At 45.5% G+C, this 20,547-nt stretch carries 18 protein-coding genes, 1 other RNA gene and 1 other annotated feature; of the genes, 17 read left to right on the plus strand and 2 right to left on the minus strand.

Features of this window, described 5'->3' with window-relative positions; genetic code table 11:
- Positions 1–12 precede the first annotated feature (12 nt).
- The 4 genes from recJ (at position 13) to dtd (ending at position 5,716) form a co-directional block, all read left to right on the plus strand.
- Positions 13–2,373, plus strand: coding sequence for a single-stranded-DNA-specific exonuclease RecJ (gene recJ / locus ACY3LV_RS11215; RefSeq protein ID WP_464863795.1), 2,361 nt, complete (start codon positions 13–15; stop codon positions 2,371–2,373).
- A gap of 5 nt (positions 2,374–2,378) precedes the next feature.
- Complete coding sequence (locus ACY3LV_RS11220; RefSeq protein ID WP_148962213.1) at positions 2,379–2,891, plus strand: adenine phosphoribosyltransferase; 513 nt, start codon at positions 2,379–2,381, stop codon at positions 2,889–2,891.
- 167 nt (positions 2,892–3,058) lie between these two features.
- Entirely contained in the window at positions 3,059–5,263 is a 2,205-nt protein-coding gene (gene relA, locus ACY3LV_RS11225; protein ID WP_087992279.1) for a GTP diphosphokinase, read from the plus strand.
- 12 nt (positions 5,264–5,275) lie between these two features.
- Positions 5,276–5,716, plus strand: coding sequence for a D-aminoacyl-tRNA deacylase (gene dtd, locus ACY3LV_RS11230; RefSeq protein ID WP_464863796.1), 441 nt, complete (start codon positions 5,276–5,278; stop codon positions 5,714–5,716).
- A gap of 25 nt (positions 5,717–5,741) precedes the next feature.
- Here dtd and ACY3LV_RS11235 read toward each other — a convergent pair whose 3' ends face one another.
- Entirely contained in the window at positions 5,742–7,295 is a 1,554-nt protein-coding gene (locus tag ACY3LV_RS11235; RefSeq protein ID WP_333561367.1) for an SH3 domain-containing protein, read from the minus strand.
- 132 nt (positions 7,296–7,427) lie between these two features.
- On the opposite strand from ACY3LV_RS11235, the gene ACY3LV_RS11240 reads away from it, so the two are divergent.
- The 5 genes from ACY3LV_RS11240 to ACY3LV_RS11260 all read left to right on the plus strand — a co-directional run bounded on the left by ACY3LV_RS11240 (position 7,428) and on the right by ACY3LV_RS11260 (position 12,149).
- The gene (locus tag ACY3LV_RS11240) at positions 7,428–7,598 is read left to right on the plus strand and encodes a YrzK family protein (RefSeq protein ID WP_148962211.1); all 171 of its coding nucleotides are present in this window, start codon (positions 7,428–7,430) and stop codon (positions 7,596–7,598) included.
- Between the two features lie 60 nt (positions 7,599–7,658).
- Positions 7,659–7,890, plus strand: a binding site (T-box leader).
- Between the two features lie 91 nt (positions 7,891–7,981).
- Positions 7,982–9,256, plus strand: coding sequence for a histidine--tRNA ligase (gene hisS, locus ACY3LV_RS11245; protein ID WP_148962210.1), 1,275 nt, complete (start codon positions 7,982–7,984; stop codon positions 9,254–9,256).
- A 13-nt stretch (positions 9,257–9,269) separates the two neighbouring features.
- Complete coding sequence (aspS, locus tag ACY3LV_RS11250) at positions 9,270–11,048, plus strand: aspartate--tRNA ligase (RefSeq protein WP_148962209.1); 1,779 nt, start codon at positions 9,270–9,272, stop codon at positions 11,046–11,048.
- A 60-nt stretch (positions 11,049–11,108) separates the two neighbouring features.
- A non-coding RNA gene (ssrS, locus tag ACY3LV_RS11255) (6S RNA) lies at positions 11,109–11,301 on the plus strand.
- An 83-nt stretch (positions 11,302–11,384) separates the two neighbouring features.
- Complete coding sequence (locus ACY3LV_RS11260) at positions 11,385–12,149, plus strand: tRNA threonylcarbamoyladenosine dehydratase (protein ID WP_087992273.1); 765 nt, start codon at positions 11,385–11,387, stop codon at positions 12,147–12,149.
- Between the two features lie 42 nt (positions 12,150–12,191).
- On the opposite strand, the gene ACY3LV_RS11265 is transcribed toward ACY3LV_RS11260, so the two are convergent.
- Positions 12,192–13,457 carry a replication-associated recombination protein A gene (locus tag ACY3LV_RS11265; protein ID WP_464863797.1) on the minus strand — a complete coding sequence of 422 codons (1,266 nt, stop codon included), beginning with the start codon at positions 13,455–13,457 and terminating at the stop codon, positions 12,192–12,194.
- A gap of 202 nt (positions 13,458–13,659) precedes the next feature.
- On the opposite strand from ACY3LV_RS11265, the gene cymR reads away from it, so the two are divergent.
- The 8 genes from cymR to ACY3LV_RS11305 all read left to right on the plus strand — a co-directional run bounded on the left by cymR (position 13,660) and on the right by ACY3LV_RS11305 (position 20,441).
- A complete protein-coding gene (gene cymR, locus ACY3LV_RS11270) occupies positions 13,660–14,076 on the plus strand; it encodes a cysteine metabolism transcriptional regulator CymR (protein ID WP_003225879.1) in 417 nt (138 codons plus the stop codon).
- An 18-nt stretch (positions 14,077–14,094) separates the two neighbouring features.
- Entirely contained in the window at positions 14,095–15,237 is a 1,143-nt protein-coding gene (locus ACY3LV_RS11275) for a cysteine desulfurase family protein (protein WP_333561363.1), read from the plus strand.
- A gap of 28 nt (positions 15,238–15,265) precedes the next feature.
- Positions 15,266–16,381 carry a tRNA 2-thiouridine(34) synthase MnmA gene (mnmA, locus tag ACY3LV_RS11280; RefSeq protein ID WP_148962205.1) on the plus strand — a complete coding sequence of 372 codons (1,116 nt, stop codon included), beginning with the start codon at positions 15,266–15,268 and terminating at the stop codon, positions 16,379–16,381.
- An 85-nt stretch (positions 16,382–16,466) separates the two neighbouring features.
- Positions 16,467–17,087, plus strand: a complete 621-nt coding sequence (locus ACY3LV_RS11285) for a tetratricopeptide repeat protein (RefSeq protein WP_464863802.1) — start codon at positions 16,467–16,469, stop codon at positions 17,085–17,087.
- A gap of 23 nt (positions 17,088–17,110) precedes the next feature.
- On the plus strand, positions 17,111–19,504 hold the full coding sequence (recD2, locus tag ACY3LV_RS11290; protein ID WP_464863798.1) for an SF1B family DNA helicase RecD2: 2,394 nt from the start codon (positions 17,111–17,113) through the stop codon (positions 19,502–19,504).
- 56 nt (positions 19,505–19,560) lie between these two features.
- Entirely contained in the window at positions 19,561–20,085 is a 525-nt protein-coding gene (locus ACY3LV_RS11295; protein WP_148962202.1) for a PRC-barrel domain-containing protein, read from the plus strand.
- Between the two features lie 11 nt (positions 20,086–20,096).
- Positions 20,097–20,288, plus strand: a complete 192-nt coding sequence (locus ACY3LV_RS11300; RefSeq protein WP_087992266.1) for a hypothetical protein — start codon at positions 20,097–20,099, stop codon at positions 20,286–20,288.
- Between the two features lie 21 nt (positions 20,289–20,309).
- Positions 20,310–20,441, plus strand: coding sequence for a YrzQ family protein (locus ACY3LV_RS11305; protein ID WP_148962201.1), 132 nt, complete (start codon positions 20,310–20,312; stop codon positions 20,439–20,441).
- Positions 20,442–20,547 lie beyond the last annotated feature (106 nt).

The following is a 20,547-nucleotide window of genomic DNA, read 5'->3' on the forward strand; positions in this document are numbered from 1 at the left end:
AGGGGTGAATTTATGTTAGCGTCAAAAATGCGATGGGAAATCCAGCGACCAGATCAGGATAAGGTCAAATCACTCACAGAACAATTGCATATAACACCTCTTGTTGCGTCCCTGCTTGTAAAAAGAGGCTTTGATACAGCAGAAAGCGCAAGGCTGTTTTTACATACAAAGGATGCCGATTTTAATGATCCTTTTGAAATGAAGGGCATGAAAGAAGCGGCAGAGCGAATAAAACAGGCGATTGCACAACAAGAACAGATTATGATATATGGCGATTATGATGCCGATGGAGTTACCAGTACGTCAGTGATGCTGCACACACTGCAAAAGCTGTCGGCTCAAGTTGATTTTTATATACCTGACCGCTTTAAAGAAGGCTACGGCCCTAATGAACAGGCATTTCGTTCGATTAAGGAACGGGGTTTCTCTCTGATTATTACGGTTGATACAGGAATTGCCGCTGTACATGAAGCAAAGGTGGCAAAGGAACTCGGACTGGATGTCATCATTACAGATCACCATGAGCCGGGACCGGAACTTCCGGATGTTTACGCGATCGTCCACCCGAAGCAGCCGGGCTGCACCTATCCGTTTAAAGAACTGGCCGGAGTCGGAGTCGCGTTTAAGCTTGCCCACGCTTTATTGGGCGAACTCCCAGATGAATTGCTTGACCTGGCGGCAATCGGCACCATTGCCGATCTTGTCCCGTTGCATGACGAAAACAGATTAATTGCAACACTGGGACTTGAAAGGCTTCGTTGGACGAATCGGCTGGGCTTAAAAGAGCTGATCAAGCTGTCAGGCGGAGACATCGGAGAAGCGAACGAAGAAACAGTCGGGTTCCAGCTTGCACCAAGGCTGAATGCCGTCGGAAGAATTGAACAGGCGGATCCCGCTGTTCATTTGCTCATGACAGAGGATTCGTTTGAAGCGGGAGAGCTTGCCGCTGAAATTGACCAGCTGAACAAAGAGCGCCAAAAGATGGTCAGCAAAATGACGGATGAAGCGATTGAAATGGTTGAACAGCAAAGCCTCGATCAAACTGCAATCGTCGTGGCCAAAGCCGGATGGAATCCAGGAGTCGTCGGAATTGTGGCTTCAAAGCTTGTGGACCGTTTCTACCGCCCGGCCATTGTGCTTGGCATTGATGAAGAAAAAGGGATCGCTAAAGGTTCGGCCCGGAGCATCAGGGGCTTTAATTTATTCGAAAGCCTTTCTGAATGCAGAGATATTCTTCCTCATTTCGGCGGCCATCCAATGGCGGCGGGGATGACGCTGAATGCCGAAGATGTGCCGGATTTGCGAAACAGGCTGAATCAAATAGCGGACAATACGCTTACGGAAGAGGATTTTATTCCTGTACAGGAAGTCGATCTCGTCTGCGGTGTCGAGGACATTACGGTTGATAGCATTACAGAAATGAACCTGCTGTCCCCCTTTGGCATGCTGAATCCGAAACCGCACGTTCTCGTAGAAAACGCTGTGCTGGAAGATGTCCGGAAGATTGGAGCAAATAAAAATCATGTCAAAATGACGGTCAGAAACGAGTCATCTCAGCTTGATTGCGTCGGTTTTAATAAAGGTGAGCTTGAAGAAGGCATCGTCCGCGGCTCAAGAATTTCAATTGTCGGTGAGATGTCTATCAACGAATGGAACAATAGAAAAAAACCGCAGCTTATGATTAAGGATGCCGCTGTTTCTGAATGGCAGCTGTTTGATTTAAGGGGGAAACGGATGTGGGAAGACACAGTTTCTGCCCTTCCATCTGCTAAACGGGCCATTGTCTCTTTCAAAGAAGACTCAACAACACTTCTTCAGACTGAAGATCTTCGCGGCGAAGTGCACGTCATCAGTTCTGAAGATCAGGCGAAGGCGTTAGATCTCGATGGTGCTTATATTGTATTACTGGATCCGCCGCCTTCGTTGGACATGCTCGCACATTTGCTGGAAGGCAAGATGCCTGAGCGGATATATTTTATTTTTCTTAATCAAGAGGATCACTTTTTATCAGCTTTTCCAGCAAGAGACCACTTTAAATGGTATTATGGGTTTCTTCTGAAAAGAGGTTCTTTTGACGTGAAACAACACGGCTCAGAGCTTGCGAGACATAAGGGCTGGTCCGTTGAAACAATCAATTTCATGACAAAGGTGTTTTTTGATCTCGGTTTTGTTAAAATAGAGAATGGTGTGCTGTCTGTGATTAGCGGAGTCAAGAAACGCGACTTAACAGACTCACAAACCTATCAGGCGAAGAAGCAGCTGATGGAATTGGATCAAAAGCTGAATTATTCTTCTGCTGAAGAGCTGAAGGAATGGCTGAATAAGCTGATGAAACAAGATTCAGAGGCTTATGAAAGTACGAGGAGGACATAAAACAGATGGATTTAAAACAATACGTAACAATTGTACCGGATTACCCGAAAGAGGGCGTGCAATTTAAAGATATTACGACATTGATGGATAAAGGCGATGTATACCGCTATGCCACAGACCAAATTGTTGAATATGCGAAAGAAAAACAAATTGATTTGGTCGTCGGCCCTGAAGCGCGCGGCTTTATTATTGGCTGTCCCGTTGCTTACGTGCTTGGCGTAGGTTTTGCGCCGGTCCGCAAAGAAGGCAAGTTGCCTCGTGAAGTGGTTAAAGTGGATTACGGCTTGGAATACGGAAAAGACGTATTAACGATCCATAAAGATGCGATTAAACCGGGTCAGCGTGTGCTCATTACAGATGACCTGCTTGCGACAGGCGGCACAATTGAAGCCACAATTAAACTTGTTGAAGAACTTGGCGGCATTGTTGCTGGTATCGCTTTCTTAATCGAGCTTTCTTACCTTGACGGCAGAGAAAAGCTTAAAGATTATGACATGTTAACATTGATGAAATACTAAGGATAATCGCATAACGAAAAAGCACTCCATGTCAGGGTGCTTTTTTCCTATTGTTTTGCATTTATTTTATATAATATTTGGCGATTTGAACTTCTGCTCTTTACATCTTTCGTTTTTTTCTTGATAATAAACTACAATACAGTTTACATTCTAAAAAAGGTGATTCCATGGCGAACGAACAAGTATTGACTGCCGAGCAAGTTATTGATAAAGCGCGCAGCTATTTATCTGATGAGCATATCGCATTTGTCGAAAAAGCATATCTGTACGCTGAGGATGCTCATCGCGAGCAATACCGCAAATCGGGCGAGCCATATATTATTCATCCGATTCAGGTTGCGGGAATTCTCGTGGATCTTGAAATGGATCCTTCCACAATCGCGGGCGGATTTCTTCACGATGTCGTGGAAGATACAGATGTGACGCTTGATGACCTGAAAGAAGCATTTTCCGAAGAAGTGGCAATGCTTGTGGACGGCGTAACGAAGCTCGGCAAAATTAAATATAAATCTCAAGAGGAACAGCAGGCGGAAAATCATCGCAAAATGTTTGTCGCTATGGCTCAAGATATCCGGGTCATACTGATCAAGCTGGCGGATCGTCTTCACAATATGCGGACGCTGAAACATCTCCCTCAGGAAAAACAGCGGAGAATTTCCAATGAAACGCTGGAGATTTTTGCTCCTTTGGCGCATCGACTCGGGATTTCCAAAATTAAGTGGGAATTGGAAGACACGGCGCTCCGTTATTTGAATCCTCAGCAATATTACAGAATTGTCAACCTCATGAAGAAGAAACGCGCTGAACGTGAGCTTTATGTCGAAGAGGTAGTCGATGAAGTGAAGAAACGTGTCGAAGAAGTGCACATCAAAGCTGACTTCTCGGGACGTCCGAAACATATTTACAGCATTTATCGCAAAATGGTGCTGCAAAATAAGCAATTTAACGAAATTTACGATTTATTGGCTGTCCGCATTCTTGTGAATAGCATAAAGGACTGCTACGCGGTACTCGGCATCATTCACACATGCTGGAAACCGATGCCCGGCAGATTCAAAGATTATATCGCAATGCCAAAGCCGAATATGTATCAATCGCTTCATACAACGGTTATCGGGCCTAAAGGCGATCCGCTGGAAGTGCAGATCCGCACCTTTGAAATGCATGAAATTGCGGAATACGGAGTTGCGGCTCACTGGGCTTATAAAGAAGGGAAAGCGGCCACCGAAGGCGCAACCTTTGAGAAAAAGCTTTCTTGGTTCCGTGAAATTTTAGAATTTCAAAATGAATCAACAGATGCTGAAGAATTTATGGAATCGCTCAAAATCGATTTGTTTTCTGACATGGTGTATGTCTTTACACCGAAAGGAGATGTAATCGAGCTTCCGTCCGGTTCTGTTCCGATTGATTTTTCTTACCGGATTCACTCTGAAATCGGCAATAAAACAATCGGTGCCAAAGTAAACGGAAAAATGGTAACGCTGGATCATAAGCTTCGGACAGGTGATATCGTTGAAATTCTGACGTCTAAGCATTCCTATGGTCCGAGCCAGGATTGGGTGAAGCTTGCTCAAACCTCTCAGGCGAAGCATAAAATTCGTCAATTCTTTAAGAAACAGCGGCGCGAAGAAAATGTCGAAAAAGGCCGTGAGCTGGTAGAAAAAGAAATTAAAAATCTGGATTTTGAAGTGAAGGATGTCTTAACACCGGAGAATATCCAGAAGGTTGCTGACAAGTTTAATTTCTCAAATGAAGAGGATATGTACGCAGCGGTCGGCTATAACGGCATTACAGCCTTGCAGGTCGCAAACCGCCTGACGGAAAAAGAGAGAAAGCAGCGCGATCAGGAAGAACAGGAAAAGAGCGTTCAGGAAGTCACTGCGGAATCTAAGCCGTACCCACAAGGCAGGAAACGGGAAGCGGGCGTTCGCGTCAAGGGGATCGACAATCTTCTTGTCCGTTTATCAAAATGCTGCAATCCTGTACCGGGTGACGATATTGTCGGATTTATCACAAAAGGCAGAGGGGTTTCGGTCCATCGTGAAGATTGCCCGAATGTCAAAACGAATGAAGCCCTGGAGCGGCTGATTCCGGTAGAGTGGGAACATGAGTCGCAGGTTCAAAAGCGCAAGGAATATAATGTTGAGATAGAGATTCTTGGGTATGACCGCCGCGGATTGCTGAACGAGGTGCTTCAGGCAGTGAATGAAACGAAAACAAATATTTCATCTGTTTCTGGCAAATCGGATCGCAATAAAGTGGCAACTATTCATATGGCGATTTTTATTCAGAACATCAATCACTTGCACAAAGTCGTCGAGCGTATTAAACAGATAAGAGATATCTATTCTGTGCGCCGCGTCATGAACTAAAGGGGTTAGAAAATGAGATTAGTTGTTCAGCGAGTAACTGAAGCAAGCGTAACAGTGAATGAAGAGGTTGTCGGTCAAATTGGACAAGGCATCATGGTGCTGGTCGGCATCACTCACGATGATACAGAAGAGGATGCAGCTTATTTGGCCGATAAAATGGTTCATCTTCGTATATTCGACGACAGTGAAGGGAAAATGAATCTGTCTCTTTTAGATATAGGAGGAGAGATTTTATCCGTCTCACAGTTTACGCTTTACGGAGATACGAAAAAAGGGCGCCGGCCGAACTACATGAACGCCGCAAAACCTGATAAAGCTTTAGGTCTCTATGAAAAATGGAACGACCTGCTTCGTAAAAAAGGAATCAAAGTGGAGACCGGAATGTTTGGAGCGATGATGGATGTTCAGCTTACAAACTCAGGACCGGTCACGCTCATGATGGATTCAAAATAAAAAAGCTGCCAAAAGGCAGCTTTTTTTATTGGAAATATTTCTCCAATCCGCTCTCGATACTGTCTGTTACTTTTTCTTGGTAAGAGCTGCTATGTACGATGGCCTCTTCCTGCGGATGGCTTACATATCCAAGCTCATACAGCATAGCGGGCTGTCTGTTTTCCCGAAGCACATAATAATCTCCGAATAACACGCCGCGGTCAGGAATGGAAGAACGCTTCACCACTTCAGAATGTACATCTGACGCCAATCCCTGATCTTTGGCAGGGCTGTAGTAGTAAGCGGTGCTGCCTCTCGTGGAAGCATCCGCATAGCTGTCATAATGAATGCTGATAAAGGCGTCAGCGTTGCGATAGTGAGACGTAGAGACCCGTGACTGTAAGCTGACAAAGGTATCATCCTGGCGTGTCACATACACATCTGCTCCAGCCGATCTAAGTTTGCCGGCGAGCAGTTTTGCTGTTTTAATCGTCAGGTTTTTCTCGAATTTACCCGAGTAGCCGATCGTTCCGCTGTCTTTTCCTCCGTGTCCCGGATCAACAATAATCGTTTTATTGTTTAGAGAGCCGTTTCCGGACGGGGAATCAGCGACAGGCGGTTCTCCTGACTCTTCCGCACTTTTAGACGTTTGGACCACCCAGTTGGCGACATAAGCAGTCTGTCCGTTATCAAGCTTTATCTCATACCAGCTGCCCTTTGAACCGGTTATCGGATAGGAATCGCCTTTGGCAGCACGTTCTACGATCGAAGATGATGTTGACGCATCACTTCTTACGTTTGTTCCTCCGTATACGATATAGGCTTTTTTAGCGGAGGAGGAACTGCCGGCATTTGCTGAATCTTCAGCTGGATCAGAACTAGTCAAAAGGTAATGGCTTGCAACCCAGCCTTTCAACCCGTTCACTTCGATGTGAGCCCAGCCATTTTTCTCGTTGAGAATTGTCACTTTCGTTCCGCGATCCAGTTTCGTTATAATCGCCGTGTCATGTGAGGCGGAGGCTCTTACATTTAGTGAGGAGACACCGACCGTGCCGGTTGATGCACCGGGAGATTCAGTTTGATCATTCCCATCAGATACTGAACTGCTGCCGACTGACGTGACATATTCAGATGACACCCATCCGGTGGCATTTTGATAGGATATCTTGATCCAGCCCGAATCTTTATCAATGACAGACGCTTGGCTGCCTTGCGGGAATTTGCCGATGACGTCGTATGAAGTGCCCGGTCCGGTTCTCATTCGCAGATCGGGATCTGTTGATGTAACAGTATCACTGCTTTCCGAAGAGCTTGAGCTGCCCTGATCTTCTTTTGTAATAAGCCATGACACCACCCATCCTTTGTCTCCGGAACCAAGCTGTATCTGCACCCAGTCTCCTTCTTCTTTTAAAATCGGGTAATGCTCTCCCTTTTTTACTTTCGCTGTAATCCCGTAGCTAAGCCCCGGGCCGCTTCTGACGTTCATTTCATCTGTTGCGATGACCGCTTCTCCCTGAGCAGCTGTAACGGAAGAAAAAGGCGGGAAAAGCGCCCCCGCGACGATAATACATACAATAAGAACAAAGTATTTCTTGCTCATTGTGTCCTCCTTTCAGATGATCATAAAAAAAGCTTTCTTGCTTAATATCGTAAAGTCCTTTCTGATTTTTAAATAAAAATAAAATGATTTGTTTATACTAGGCGTAAATACAATCAAAAAGGTGTGCAAATCATGAAATATCATCCAAAAATGGGCCGCGCGTTTCACGACGGTGAAGCAAATCTGCATTACAGCGATCACGCTGAACCTGATACGACTGGTTATCTTACTGAAACGGCATCTGAATTTGGTCTTATGTCCAAAGAAGCAGCGATGAGGAAAAACAACCGGAATAAAGCTTGACAGAGAACCTCAATCCCATTATTATAATAGAAATTGAGTACATAGCAAAATGATGAAAGATTTGAACCAATAATGGAGAAGAGTAGGTCAGATTGCATGGATAGAGAGGAACCGCCCCAGGCTGAAAGCGGATCCCATTGCGTCTTTCTCGAAACAACACTCCGGAGGTTTCCTGCTGAACGCGTTAATCCCGTCATTAGGCAGTGAACGTGAACCTGCGTTAAAGGATCGAGCGGGAATATGAACATATTCCAACTAGGGTGGCACCACGGGTATAACTCTCGTCCCTACTATACATGTATAGTAGGGACGGGAGTTTTTTTATTTTCATCATGAATGATCATTGTATATTTTTTATAAGGAATACATAAGGAGGTCTACATATGGGATATAACATTCCAAGAGGAACACAGGATATTCTGCCCGGAGAATCAGATCGCTGGCAGTTTGTTGAACAAATTATGAGAGACACTTGCCGCACTTATCAATATAAAGAAATCCGCACACCGATTTTTGAGCATACAGAACTGTTTGCCAGAGGTGTCGGAGAGTCTACAGATATCGTACAAAAAGAAATGTATACCTTCCAGGACCGCAAAGGCAGAAGCCTGACGCTTCGACCAGAGGGAACAGCTGCGGCGGTTCGCGCTTTTAATGAAAATAAGCTATTTGCAAATCCTGTCCAGCCGACAAAGCTTTATTATGTCGGGCCGATGTTCCGTTATGAACGTCCGCAGACGGGCCGGTACCGCCAGTTCTATCAGTTTGGAATTGAAGCAATAGGCTCGAGTGACCCTGCGATTGATGCCGAAGTCATGGCACTTGCGATGAGTATTTATCAAAAAGCAGGTTTGCAAAACGTCAAGCTTGTCATAAACAGTCTCGGCGACCAGGAAAGCCGCAAAAGCTACAGAGAAGCGCTCGTGAAACATTTTGAGCCTCGCATCGAAGAGTTTTGTTCAGACTGCCAGTCACGTCTGCACACAAACCCGCTCAGAATCTTGGACTGCAAAAAAGACCGCGATCATGAACTGATGAAATCAGCACCTTCGATTTTGACATATTTAAATGAAGAATCAGCCGCTTATTTTGAGAAAGTAAAGCAATATTTAAACGATCTTAACATTGCGTATGAAATTGATCCTAACCTTGTGAGAGGGCTGGATTATTACAATCATACCGCATTTGAAATCATGAGCAATGCGGAGGGTTTTGGCGCGATTACGACACTTGCAGGCGGCGGACGCTACGATGGTTTGGTCGAACAGATCGGCGGGCCTGAAGCGCCGGGCATCGGGTTTGCGATGAGCATTGAACGCTTGCTTGCCGCAATTGATGCTGAAAAAAGAGAACTGCCTGTTGATCAGGGAATCGACTGTTATGTCGTCACGCTCGGAGAAAAAGCAAAGGATTATTCTGTTTCATTGGTGTACAAACTGAGGGAAGCAGGCATCTCCAGCGAAATCGATTATGAAAATAAGAAAATGAAAGGCCAGTTCAAAACAGCTGACCGCCTAAATGCCAGATTTATTGCGATTTTGGGTGAAGATGAGCTAGCCCAAAATAAAATCAATGTTAAGGATGCACAGACGGGCGAACAAATTGAAGTGGCACTTGATGAATTTATACATGTGATGAAGGCAAATCAAAAGGGATAAGGAGTGGAATGTATTGTTTGGAAGAACATATTATTGCGGCGAAATAACTGAAAAAGCAATTGGTGAATCTGTAACGCTGAAAGGCTGGGTCCAAAAAAGACGGGACCTCGGCGGACTGATTTTTATTGACTTGCGCGACCGTACGGGGATTGTTCAAGTCGTTTTTAACCCTGATGTGTCAAAAGAAGCGCTTGCTATTGCAGAAGGCATCAGAAACGAATACGTGCTCGACATTCAAGGAAAAGTGGTGGCGCGTGAAGAAGGAACAGTCAATCAGAATTTAAAAACAGGCGCGATCGAAATACACGCTGATGGAGTGGCCGTATTAAGTGCTGCAAAGACACCGCCGTTTGCGATTTCTGATCAAGCGGAAGACGTATCAGAGGATGTCCGTTTAAAACACCGTTACTTAGATTTACGCAGACCGGCTATGTTTCAAACGATGCAGATGCGTCATAACGTGACGAAAGCTGCCCGCAGCTTTTTAGATGAAAAAGGGTTTCTTGATATTGAAACGCCGATTTTAACAAAAAGCACACCTGAGGGCGCACGTGACTACTTGGTTCCGAGCCGAGTGCATGAAGGTGAGTTCTATGCGCTGCCTCAGTCCCCGCAGCTATTTAAACAGCTTCTGATGGTATCCGGCATTGAACGCTATTATCAAATTGCCCGCTGTTTCCGAGATGAAGACTTGCGTGCGGACCGCCAGCCTGAGTTTACGCAAATTGATATTGAAATGTCCTTTATGAGCCAGGAAGATATTATGTCATTGGCTGAGGATATGATGGCAAAGATTATGCGCGAAACAAAAGGTGTGGAGCTCAAGCTTCCTCTTCCTCGAATGACGTATGATGAGGCGATGAACAGTTATGGTTCTGATAAACCGGATACTCGATTTGATATGCTTTTGACAGATGTGTCTGACATTGTGAAGGATACAGAGTTTAAAGTATTCTCATCAGCTGTGGCAAACGGCGGCGTGGTAAAAGCAATCAACGTAAAAGGCGGAGCGGGCGATTACTCCAGAAAAGATATTGACGCTCTTGGCGCTTTTGCTGCAAACTACGGGGCAAAAGGACTTGCCTGGGTGAAAGTTGAGGCAGACGGAGTGAAAGGCCCGATCGCCAAATTCTTTGATGAAGACAAGCAGTCCAAGCTGATTGAGGCGCTTGATGCTGCTGAAGGTGATTTGCTGCTGTTCGGGGCGGATAAATTCGAAGTGGTTGCCGCATCGCTCGGCGCCCTGCGCTTAAAGCTTGGGAAAGAACGCGGACTGATTGACCAAAACCTGTTCAATTTCTTATGGGTTATCGACTGGCCGCTTTTAGAGCATGATCCGGAGGAAGGCCGTTTTTACGCAGCCCACCATCCGTTCACAATGCCTGTCCGTGAAGACCTTGAACTGATTGAAACAGCGCCTGAAGACATGAAAGCACAAGCCTATGACCTCGTCTTAAACGGCTATGAGCTTGGAGGCGGTTCGATTCGTATTTTCGAAAAGGACATTCAGGAAAAAATGTTTGCGCTTCTTGGCTTCTCACAAGAAGAAGCGGCTGAGCAGTTCGGGTTCTTACTTGAAGCATTTGATTACGGCGCTCCTCCGCACGGCGGAATCGCGCTTGGCTTAGACCGTCTCGTCATGCTTCTCGCAGGACGTACGAACCTAAGAGATACGATTGCATTCCCGAAAACGGCAAGTGCAAGCTGCCTGATGACAGAAGCGCCAGGCGAAGTAAGCGACGCCCAGCTGGACGAGCTTCACCTTTCTATCAAGAAAAAAGTAAAGAGCTGAATGAGCAGTTCGATTCTTGAAAATCAAAATCGTCTATGATATGATTTTGACAAGTTAAATAAAGTCCTGATGTGTTAGTTGTACACCTAGTTTTGACCGAACATTTTTTTGATTTGGGAGCCCGTATTTTTAAATGGCGTACATGCCTCTTTTCATTCGGTAAAGAGGACTTACAAGATTTGAAAGAGGGCACCCACCTGCTGAGAGCGGGTTCAAAACAAAGGAAAGCTGCAACGGCACTATTGGGACTTTATTTTTTGTGCGCAGAAAAAAACGGCTGTTCCTGGATCAGCCATTTTATAGATGAAACCAGAATACGAATGTGGAGTGAGGTTCTTGTTACACCAGTTTTCACGCAATGAATTAGCTATCGGAAAGGAAGGCCTTGAAACGCTGAAAAACAGCACGGTTGCTGTGCTTGGGGTCGGAGGAGTCGGATCGTTCGCGGCGGAAGCTCTCGCGAGGTCAGGCGTCGGCCGCATTTTGCTTGTCGACAAAGATGATGTGGACATTACAAACGTAAACCGTCAGCTTCACGCGCTTCTTTCAACAGTCGGACAGCCGAAAGTGGATTTAATGAAAGCGCGTATCGCAGATATTAACCCGGAGTGTGAAGTGATCGCATTAAAAATGTTCTATACGGAAGAAACGTATGAGCAATTTTTTGAATATAAGCTTGACTATGTCATTGATGCGTCAGACACCATTCATTATAAAATCCATTTAATGAAAGAATGTTTGAAACGGGATATTCCGCTCATCTCCAGCATGGGTGCCGCCAATAAAACGGATCCGACACGCTTCCAAATCGCTGATATTTCAAAAACGCACACAGATCCAATTGCGAAGGTTGTCCGTACGAGATTACGGAAAGAGGGCATCAAAAAGGGTGTTCAAGTGATTTTCTCTGACGAAAGCCCGATTGTTATTCGGGAAGATGTCAGAAAAGAAGTGGGAAATGACGAAGCGAACATCCGCAAAGCAAAAATGCCGCCTTCTTCTAATGCTTTTGTGCCGTCAGTTGCCGGTTTGATTATGGGCGGGCATGTTGTCATGGATCTTGTAAAAGACATTGAAATCAAACGCGTGAAGGATAAATAACGCATAGAAACAGCCTTGATGATATTCAAGGCTGTTTTTAATTTATTTTCTTTTCATTAATTTGTCGTATACCTGCTTTAATGCGAGCTCGAACTTGCCTGTCTGTTTCGGCTTGTAATATTGCTTGTTTTTTAAAGGATCAGGGAGATATTGCTGTTCAACCCATCCGTTGTCGTAATGATGCGGGTATTTATAGTCGATTCCTCTTCCTAATTCCTGAGCTCCTTTATAATGCGCGTCTTTTAAATGCTTAGGGACATCCCCGATTTTTCCGGATCTGATATCTGCAAGCGCCTCATCGATTGCCAGAATGGCTGAGTTTGATTTCGGCGAGAGACAAAGTTCAATGACTGCGTTGGCCAGCGGAATTCGTGCTTCGGGAAATCCGACTCGCTCAGCGGTCTGAATAGCGTGCAGCACCCTTGGGCCAGCTTGGGGGCTTGCTAAGCCGATATCTTCATAGGCGATGACAAGCAGTCTTCTTGCGATGCTTTCCAGATCACCAGCTTCAATTAATCTTGCCAAATAGTGAAGAGCAGCGTTGGCATCAGAGCCGCGGATCGATTTTTGAAAAGCGGATAAAACATCATAATGCGCGTCACCATCTTTATCGTGAGTAAAGCTCTTTTTCTGCAAACATTCTTCCGCGGTTTCTAATGTAATGTGAATCACACCGTCTGGTGACTCCTTTGTTGACAACACGGCCAGCTCAAGCGCATTTAAAGCGGAACGGACATCCCCTCCGCATCCGCGGGCAAAATGATCCATCGCCTGATCACCAATGGATACAGAATGTGTGCCAAGGCCACGATGCTCATCATGAAGCGCCCGTTCCAGAGCCTGTTTAATCAGTTCCGGTGTTAACGGCTCAAGCTCAAAGATTTGTGTCCGGCTTCTGATCGCCGGATTAATGGCATGATATGGGTTAGCCGTGGTTGCTCCGATCAAAATGATCATTCCGTTTTCTAAATAGGGCAACAGAAAATCTTGCTTGCCTTTATCCAGCCTGTGAACTTCATCCAGAATTAAAATCACTTGGCCTGACATTTTTGCTTCCTGAGCTACGATTTCCATATCTTTTTTATTGTTAATGACAGCATTCAGCGTTCGAAAAGCAATACTTGTTGAACCGGCGATTGCTGTTGCGATTGAAGTTTTTCCAATTCCGGGCGGCCCGTACAAAATCATGGATGACAAATGTTTTGCCTGAACCATTCTGCCGATCATTTTATCTTCAGCCACCAGATGCTGCTGGCCGATAATATCCTCAATTTTTGTCGGACGCATCCGATATGCCAATGGCTTCATCATCATCTCTCCTTACTTATTTACAGGGTAACGGAAAAACGGACATTAGGAAAGGGAGAAGGGCCGTTTCCCCCCTGCCTCAATGAAAATTCGCTCAAGGTATGTTATAATAACAGTTGGTCTATTCAGTCATAAACGGACGAATCATATAGAAATTACCATTATAAATGTGAAAAATCATGAAATAACAGAGGTGTTCATGTTGAAAATATCAACTAAGGGAAGATACGGGCTCACCATTATGATCGAGCTTGCAAAAAAGCATGGTGAAGGCCCGACTTCATTAAAAAGCATCGCACAGACGAATAATCTTTCCGAGCATTATTTGGAGCAGCTGGTATCGCCGCTCAGAAATGCCGGCTTAGTGAAAAGCATTAGAGGCGCATACGGCGGATATGTATTAGGCAGCGAGCCGGATGCGATCACGGCGGGAGATATTATCCGTGTACTTGAGGGGCCAATTAGTCCTGTTGAAGTGCTGGAAGACGAGGAGCCCGCCAAGCGTGAGCTCTGGATTCGTATACGTGATGCTGTGAAAGAGGTTTTAGACAGTACAACATTAGAAGATCTTGCCAGCTATACAGACGGAGAGCAAGAAGCTTATATGTTTTATATTTAGAACAGAGGTGCAGACATAATGGAACGGATTTATTTAGATCATGCCGCAACGTCTCCGATGGATGAGCGCGTGCTGGAAAAAATGATCCCTCATTTCTCCGGCAATTTCGGCAATCCATCCAGTATTCATTCATTTGGAAGGGAATCTCGAAAATGGGTGGACGAAGCAAGAGCGCAGATTGCAGCCGAAATCGGAGCGGCGGAGCAGGAGATCATTTTTACAAGCGGCGGGACAGAAGCTGATAACTTAGCCATTATGGGAACCGCGCTTGCAAGAAAAGATTTGGGCAGACACATCATTACGACAAAAATTGAGCATCACGCCGTGCTTCACGCTTGTGAAAAACTTGAGGAAGACGGATTTGAAGTTACGTATCTGGACGTTGGCCAAAATGGTAGAGTCAGTGCAAAACAGGTGAAAGAAGCACTGCGTGATGATACAATCCTTGTGACAGTGATGTATGGAAACAATGAAGTCGGAACAGTGCAGCCGATCGATGAAATCGGTGAGCTGCTGAAGGAACACCAGGCTTATTTTCATACCGATGCTGTTCAGGCATTCGGGTTGCTGCCAATTGATGTGAACAACAGCCATATCGACCTTCTGTCTGTTTCTGGGCACAAGCTCAACGGGCCAAAAGGGACAGGCTTTTTATATGCAAGTAAAGATGTGAAGCTTTCCCCGCTCTTATTCGGGGGAGAGCAAGAAAGAAAACGCCGTGCCGGAACAGAAAATGTTCCCGGCATTGTCGGGCTGAAAGATGCCATCAAGCTGTCAAGTGAAGAACGGGACGAAAAAAACGAGAAGTATCAATCGTTTAAAACAATCATCGCCGACACGCTTGAAAATGCCGGTGTGGCATTCGAGATCAACGGGGACAAAGAGCATTGTCTGCCGCATGTTCTGAACCTTTATTTCCCCGGTGTATCAGTGGAAGCGCTGCTGGTGAATCTGGATATGGCGGGAGTAGCCGTTTCAAGCGGATCAGCGTGCACGGCCGGTTCGGTCCTGCCGTCACATGTTCTGACTGCTATGTTCGGAGAAGAGAGTGACCGGCTGACGTCCTCAATTCGGATCAGCTTCGGCCTCGGCAATACCGCTGAGCAAGTGAAAACTGCTGCCAAACATGTGGCCGACGTTGTCAAACGGCTGACACAATAAGGCGGCTTAGTTATTGGAGTGAATGAAATTGGAAAAACGGCCGGAAGATACAAGAGTCGTCGTCGGTATGTCCGGCGGTGTAGACTCATCTGTGGCGGCCCTGCTGTTAAAAGAACAGGGCTATGATGTTATCGGAATCTTTATGAAAAACTGGGATGATACGGACGAAAACGGTTTTTGCACGGCGACAGAGGATTATGAAGATGTGATCCGCGTCTGCAACCAAATCGGAATTCCGTACTATGCCGTTAATTTTGAAAAGCAATATTATGAGAAGGTATTTCAATACTTCCTTGATGAATATAAAGCAGGCAGAACACCCAACCCGGATGTGCTGTGCAACAAAGAAATTAAATTCAAGGCGTTTTTAGAGCACGCTCTGTCACTTGGCGCAGACTTTCTAGCGACTGGCCACTATGCAAGGGTAGACAGAAGCGGCGGCAAAGTCAGAATGCTGCGAGGCATCGATGAAAACAAAGATCAAACGTACTTCTTGAATCAGCTGACAGAAGATACGCTAAGCAAAGTCATGTTCCCGATCGGCGAGCTTCAAAAAAGCCGTGTGCGTGAAATTGCCAAAGAAGCAGACCTTGCTACGGCGACGAAAAAAGACAGTACGGGCATCTGTTTTATCGGCGAGCGCAACTTCAAAACGTTTCTCAGCCAATATCTCCCTGCACAGCCGGGCGATATGATGACGATGGACGGCGAAGTAAAAGGACGCCACGACGGGTTGATGTACTATACGATCGGACAGCGTCACGGACTTGGCATCGGCGGAAGCGGCGAGCCGTGGTTTGCGGTCGGTAAAGATCTTGAAAAGAACATCCTCTACGTGGATCAAGGGTTCCATAACCCGCTTCTTTATTCCGACAAAATTACAGCAACGAATATTAGCTGGGTTCGTCCGGACATCATGAAGGGCGAAGAGATTTCCTGCACGGCTAAATTCCGTTACCGTCAAGAAGATCATAAAGTGACGGTGCGCATGACGGGTGAAGGCGAAGCGGAAGTCATCTTTGATGAACAAGTCCGCGCTGTTACCCCGGGACAAGCCGTTGTCTTCTATGATGGCGAAGAATGCCTTGGCGGCGGAACAATTGATGATGTGTACAAAGATGGAACAAAATTGTGGTACGTATAAAAGATGAAAAACCTCAACACTGAGTTGGGGTTTTTTAATGAAAGGAAGATGGTCGGTGGATTATAATCAACTCGGTATAGAAGCGATGCAGGAAGGCGATTACGAGAAAGCGGCAGAGGCATTTACAAAAGCGATTGAAGAAAATAAAGAAGACGCGATTCCGTATATCAACTTTGCAAACCTGCTTTCATCCGTAAACGAGCTGGAACGGGCGCTTGCGTTTTATGATAAAGCGCTTGAATTAGACAATAGCGCAGCCACTGCGTATTATGGGGCAGGAAATGTCTATGTGGTAAAAGAAATGTACAAAGAAGCGAAAGACATGTTTGAAAAGGCGCTTCGTGCCGGAATGGAAAACGGCGACCTGTTTTACATGCTCGGAACGGTTCTTATCAAGCTCGAGCAACCTAAGCTTGCACTGCCATATTTACAAAGAGCGGTTGAACTGAATGAGAATGATGCGGAAGCGCGCTTTCAATTTGGGATGTGCTTAGCAAACGAGGGCATGCTGGACGAAGCCCTCGGCCAATTCACAGCCGTAACTGAGCTAGATCCAAAGCATGCTGATGCATTTTACAATGCCGGTGTCGCTTATGCATATAAAGAAAATCGAGAAAAAGCGCTAGAAATGCTGGACAAGGCGATTGCCATCCAGCCGGATCATATGCTTGCGCTTCATGCTAAAAAACTGATCGATCCATCATAACAGCACAGGAGGAGGGACAGCTCGTGCAGCAGCATCCGGATCAGCTTAACATGGAGGAAGAGCCCTATTTAAAAGGGACAGTCAACACAGTCATCTATCATAATGACACCAATTTATATACGGTTCTGAAAGTGAAAGTCAGAGAGACCTCCGAAGCCATTGAAGATAAAGCCGTATCCGTGACGGGCTACTTCCCTGCGCTTCAAGAAGAAGAGACCTACACGTTTTACGGAAAGATCGTAACCCATCCAAAATTCGGGCTCCAATTTCAGGCGGAGCATTTCAAAAAGGAGATTCCGACGACTAAAGAAGGCATCGTTCACTATTTATCGAGTGATTTGTTCGAGGGAATCGGCAAAAAAACAGCTGAAGAAATTGTGAAAAAACTGGGTGACAGCGCGATTAATAAAATACTAGCTGACGCTTCAGTGCTTTACGATGTTCCAAGGCTGTCAAAAAAGAAAGCCGACACGCTAGCCGGCGCCCTGCAGCGGCATCAGGGACTGGAACAAATCATGATATCCCTTAATCAGTTTGGATTCGGCCCTCAGCTGTCTATGAAAATCTATCAAGCCTATGAATCGGAGACGCTGGAAAAGATTCAGGAAAATCCTTATCAGCTTGTGAAAGATGTAGAAGGCATCGGGTTTGGAAAAGCGGATGAACTGGGCAGCAGAATGGGGCTTTCGGGTAATCATCCTGAGCGGGTAAAAGCCGCCATTTTATACACGCTTGAAACAACTTGTCTGTCAGATGGGCATACGTACATAGAAACGGAACAGCTTATTATCGACACCCAATCACTGTTAAATCAAGCAAGAGAAGGGCAACGCATCACAGAAATGGATGCAGCTAACGCAATTATTGCTCTTGGAGAAAATAAAGACATTGTCATAGAAGATGGCCGCTGTTATTTTCCATCGCTGTTTTACGCGGAACAAAATGTTGCAAAGCGCGTGAAACATTTCGCAAGCCAAACCGAATATGACGACCAGTTTCCTGAATCAGAATTTCTGCTTGCTTTGGGAGAACTGGAGGAACGGATGAACGTTCAGTATGCCCCCAGCCAAAAGGAAGCGATTCAAAAAGCCCTTTCCTCACCGATGCTGCTTTTAACGGGAGGCCCGGGAACAGGGAAAACGACAGTAATCAGAGGAATTATCGAACTGTACGGAGAGCTTCACGGTGTGTCGCTAGACCCGTCAGCTTATAAAAAGGATGAAGTCTTTCCAATTGTATTGGCCGCACCGACAGGGAGAGCGGCGAAACGGATGAGTGAATCAACGGGCCTTCCGGCAGTCACGATTCACAGGCTCCTTGGCTGGAATGGCGCAGAGGGCTTTACCCATACAGAGGATCAGCCGATCGAAGGGAAGCTGTTAATCATCGATGAAGCGAGTATGCTTGATATATGGCTTGCAAACCATATGTTCAAGGCGATTCCTGATCATATTCAAATCATCATCGTCGGAGACGAAGATCAGCTGCCTTCTGTCGGTCCGGGCCAAGTGCTGAGAGACCTTTTGGCATCTCAGGTGATACCCACTGTGAGACTGACAGATATTTACCGCCAGGCGGAAGGATCATCAATCGTCGAGCTTGCCCATCAGATGAAAAATGGTTTGCTGCCAAACAATTTGACTGCCCCGACGAAGGACCGTTCCTTTATTCGCTGCGGAGGATCGCAAATTAAAGAGGTAGTTGAAAAGGTCGTCGCCAATGCATTGAAAAAAGGCTATACGGCAAAGGACATTCAGGTTCTCGCTCCGATGTACAGAGGAAAAGCCGGGATCAATGAACTAAATGTAATGCTGCAGGACATTTTAAATCCTCCTAAAGAAAAACGGAGGGAATTGAAGTTCGGAGATGTTGTCTACAGAACCGGAGATAAAATTTTGCAGCTCGTCAATCAGCCGGAAAACAATGTATTCAACGGGGATATTGGCGAAATTACGTCGATATTTTATGCGAAGGAAAATACAGAAAAAGAAGATATGGCTGTCGTTTCTTTTGACGGGAATGAAATGACGTTTACGAAAAAAGACTTTAACCAGTTTACACACGCGTATTGCTGCTCTATTCATAAATCGCAGGGAAGTGAATTTCCGATTGTGGTTTTGCCTGTGGTGAAAGGCTATTATAGAATGCTCAGAAGAAACCTTCTTTATACCGCGATTACAAGAGCGAAGAAGTTTCTCATTTTATGCGGAGAAGAGGAGGCGCTGGAATGGGGCGTGAAAAATAATGACGCAACGGTCAGGCAGACCGCCTTGAGAAACAGGCTCTCAATACAGATTGAGGAAATGGATGCTGAGCTTGAGGCTTTGCAAAAAGAGCTCCCGTTCAGCGTACACGATGCCAATATTGGTATGGAAGGCATTACACCATTCGATTTTATGAAAGAAGGACAGCTGTAAAAAAGCTCCCGCGCTGCGGGAGTTTTTTTATTTTGCGGTGGAAGTGATTTCATCGTATGAGTCTAAGGTGCAAAGCAAAACCTAAGCTTGTTCAACAAAAGGTGGTTGATCACACTTTGAGAACATGCCATGAGATAGAAGGATTCCCAGTATACTCAGAACGAACTTCTTGTTATCTTGGGACAATTTCCGATATTTGTTTTTCTCTTAAGGGAGATTGTCTCGGGTTTATTCTTGCACAAAAACGGTTTTTGCATCATCATCACGCGTTATTACGGGCGTGTGATATTTCTTGCATTCTTGATGACCGCATATTGGTCTCGATCAGTTCAGATCAGCTTCTGCCTCTTCCGAAATCATGCTTCACATACGAGCAGATGAAAATGAAGCTTGTAAAATCGCAAGAGGGGGATATATTGGGGATGCTGGAAGATGTATACTTTTGTTTGGACAGGGGCATAATCGTAGCATATGAACTCTCGGACGGTTTCTTTTCTGATCTGGCGGGAAGCAAGCATCAGATCCAAAGAGCGGATTCGCTTGTCGAGGTGCGGAAAGACGAGATCGTTCTGAACGGATAGAGGTGTGAGATATGCTTATATGCCCGAACTGCAAAAGTAAGGATATCGGGAAAATCGGCGTGAACCAATATTATTGCTGGAGCTGTTTTATTGAACTGACAGTAGCCAAAGGGAAGATTGCAACTCATCAGGTGGAAGAAGACGGAACGTTAAGCAGCTTAGATGATTTGTTTTCTGAGGATGAACGCAGCATCAATTTTTAATGATGAAGGGAGATGCGCAGGATGAATCGGACGATGACTTCTCTTTTGGCATTGGGAGCCGGGGCTCTCGTGTACCGAATGACGACTCAATCCGACATGCTGAATAATCGAAGCATGAAGCGGATGAGAAGAAGAATAACGAAAATGTTTTAAGTGAAAAAGGATACTCTCCGGAAGAGTATCCTCAGACTGTCGAGAAAATCTCGACAGTCTTTATTTTTTCCTTAAAATACCCATTCACGTGTAATAAAATAAAAGA

The organism is Bacillus sp. 11C (assembly GCF_055486375.1).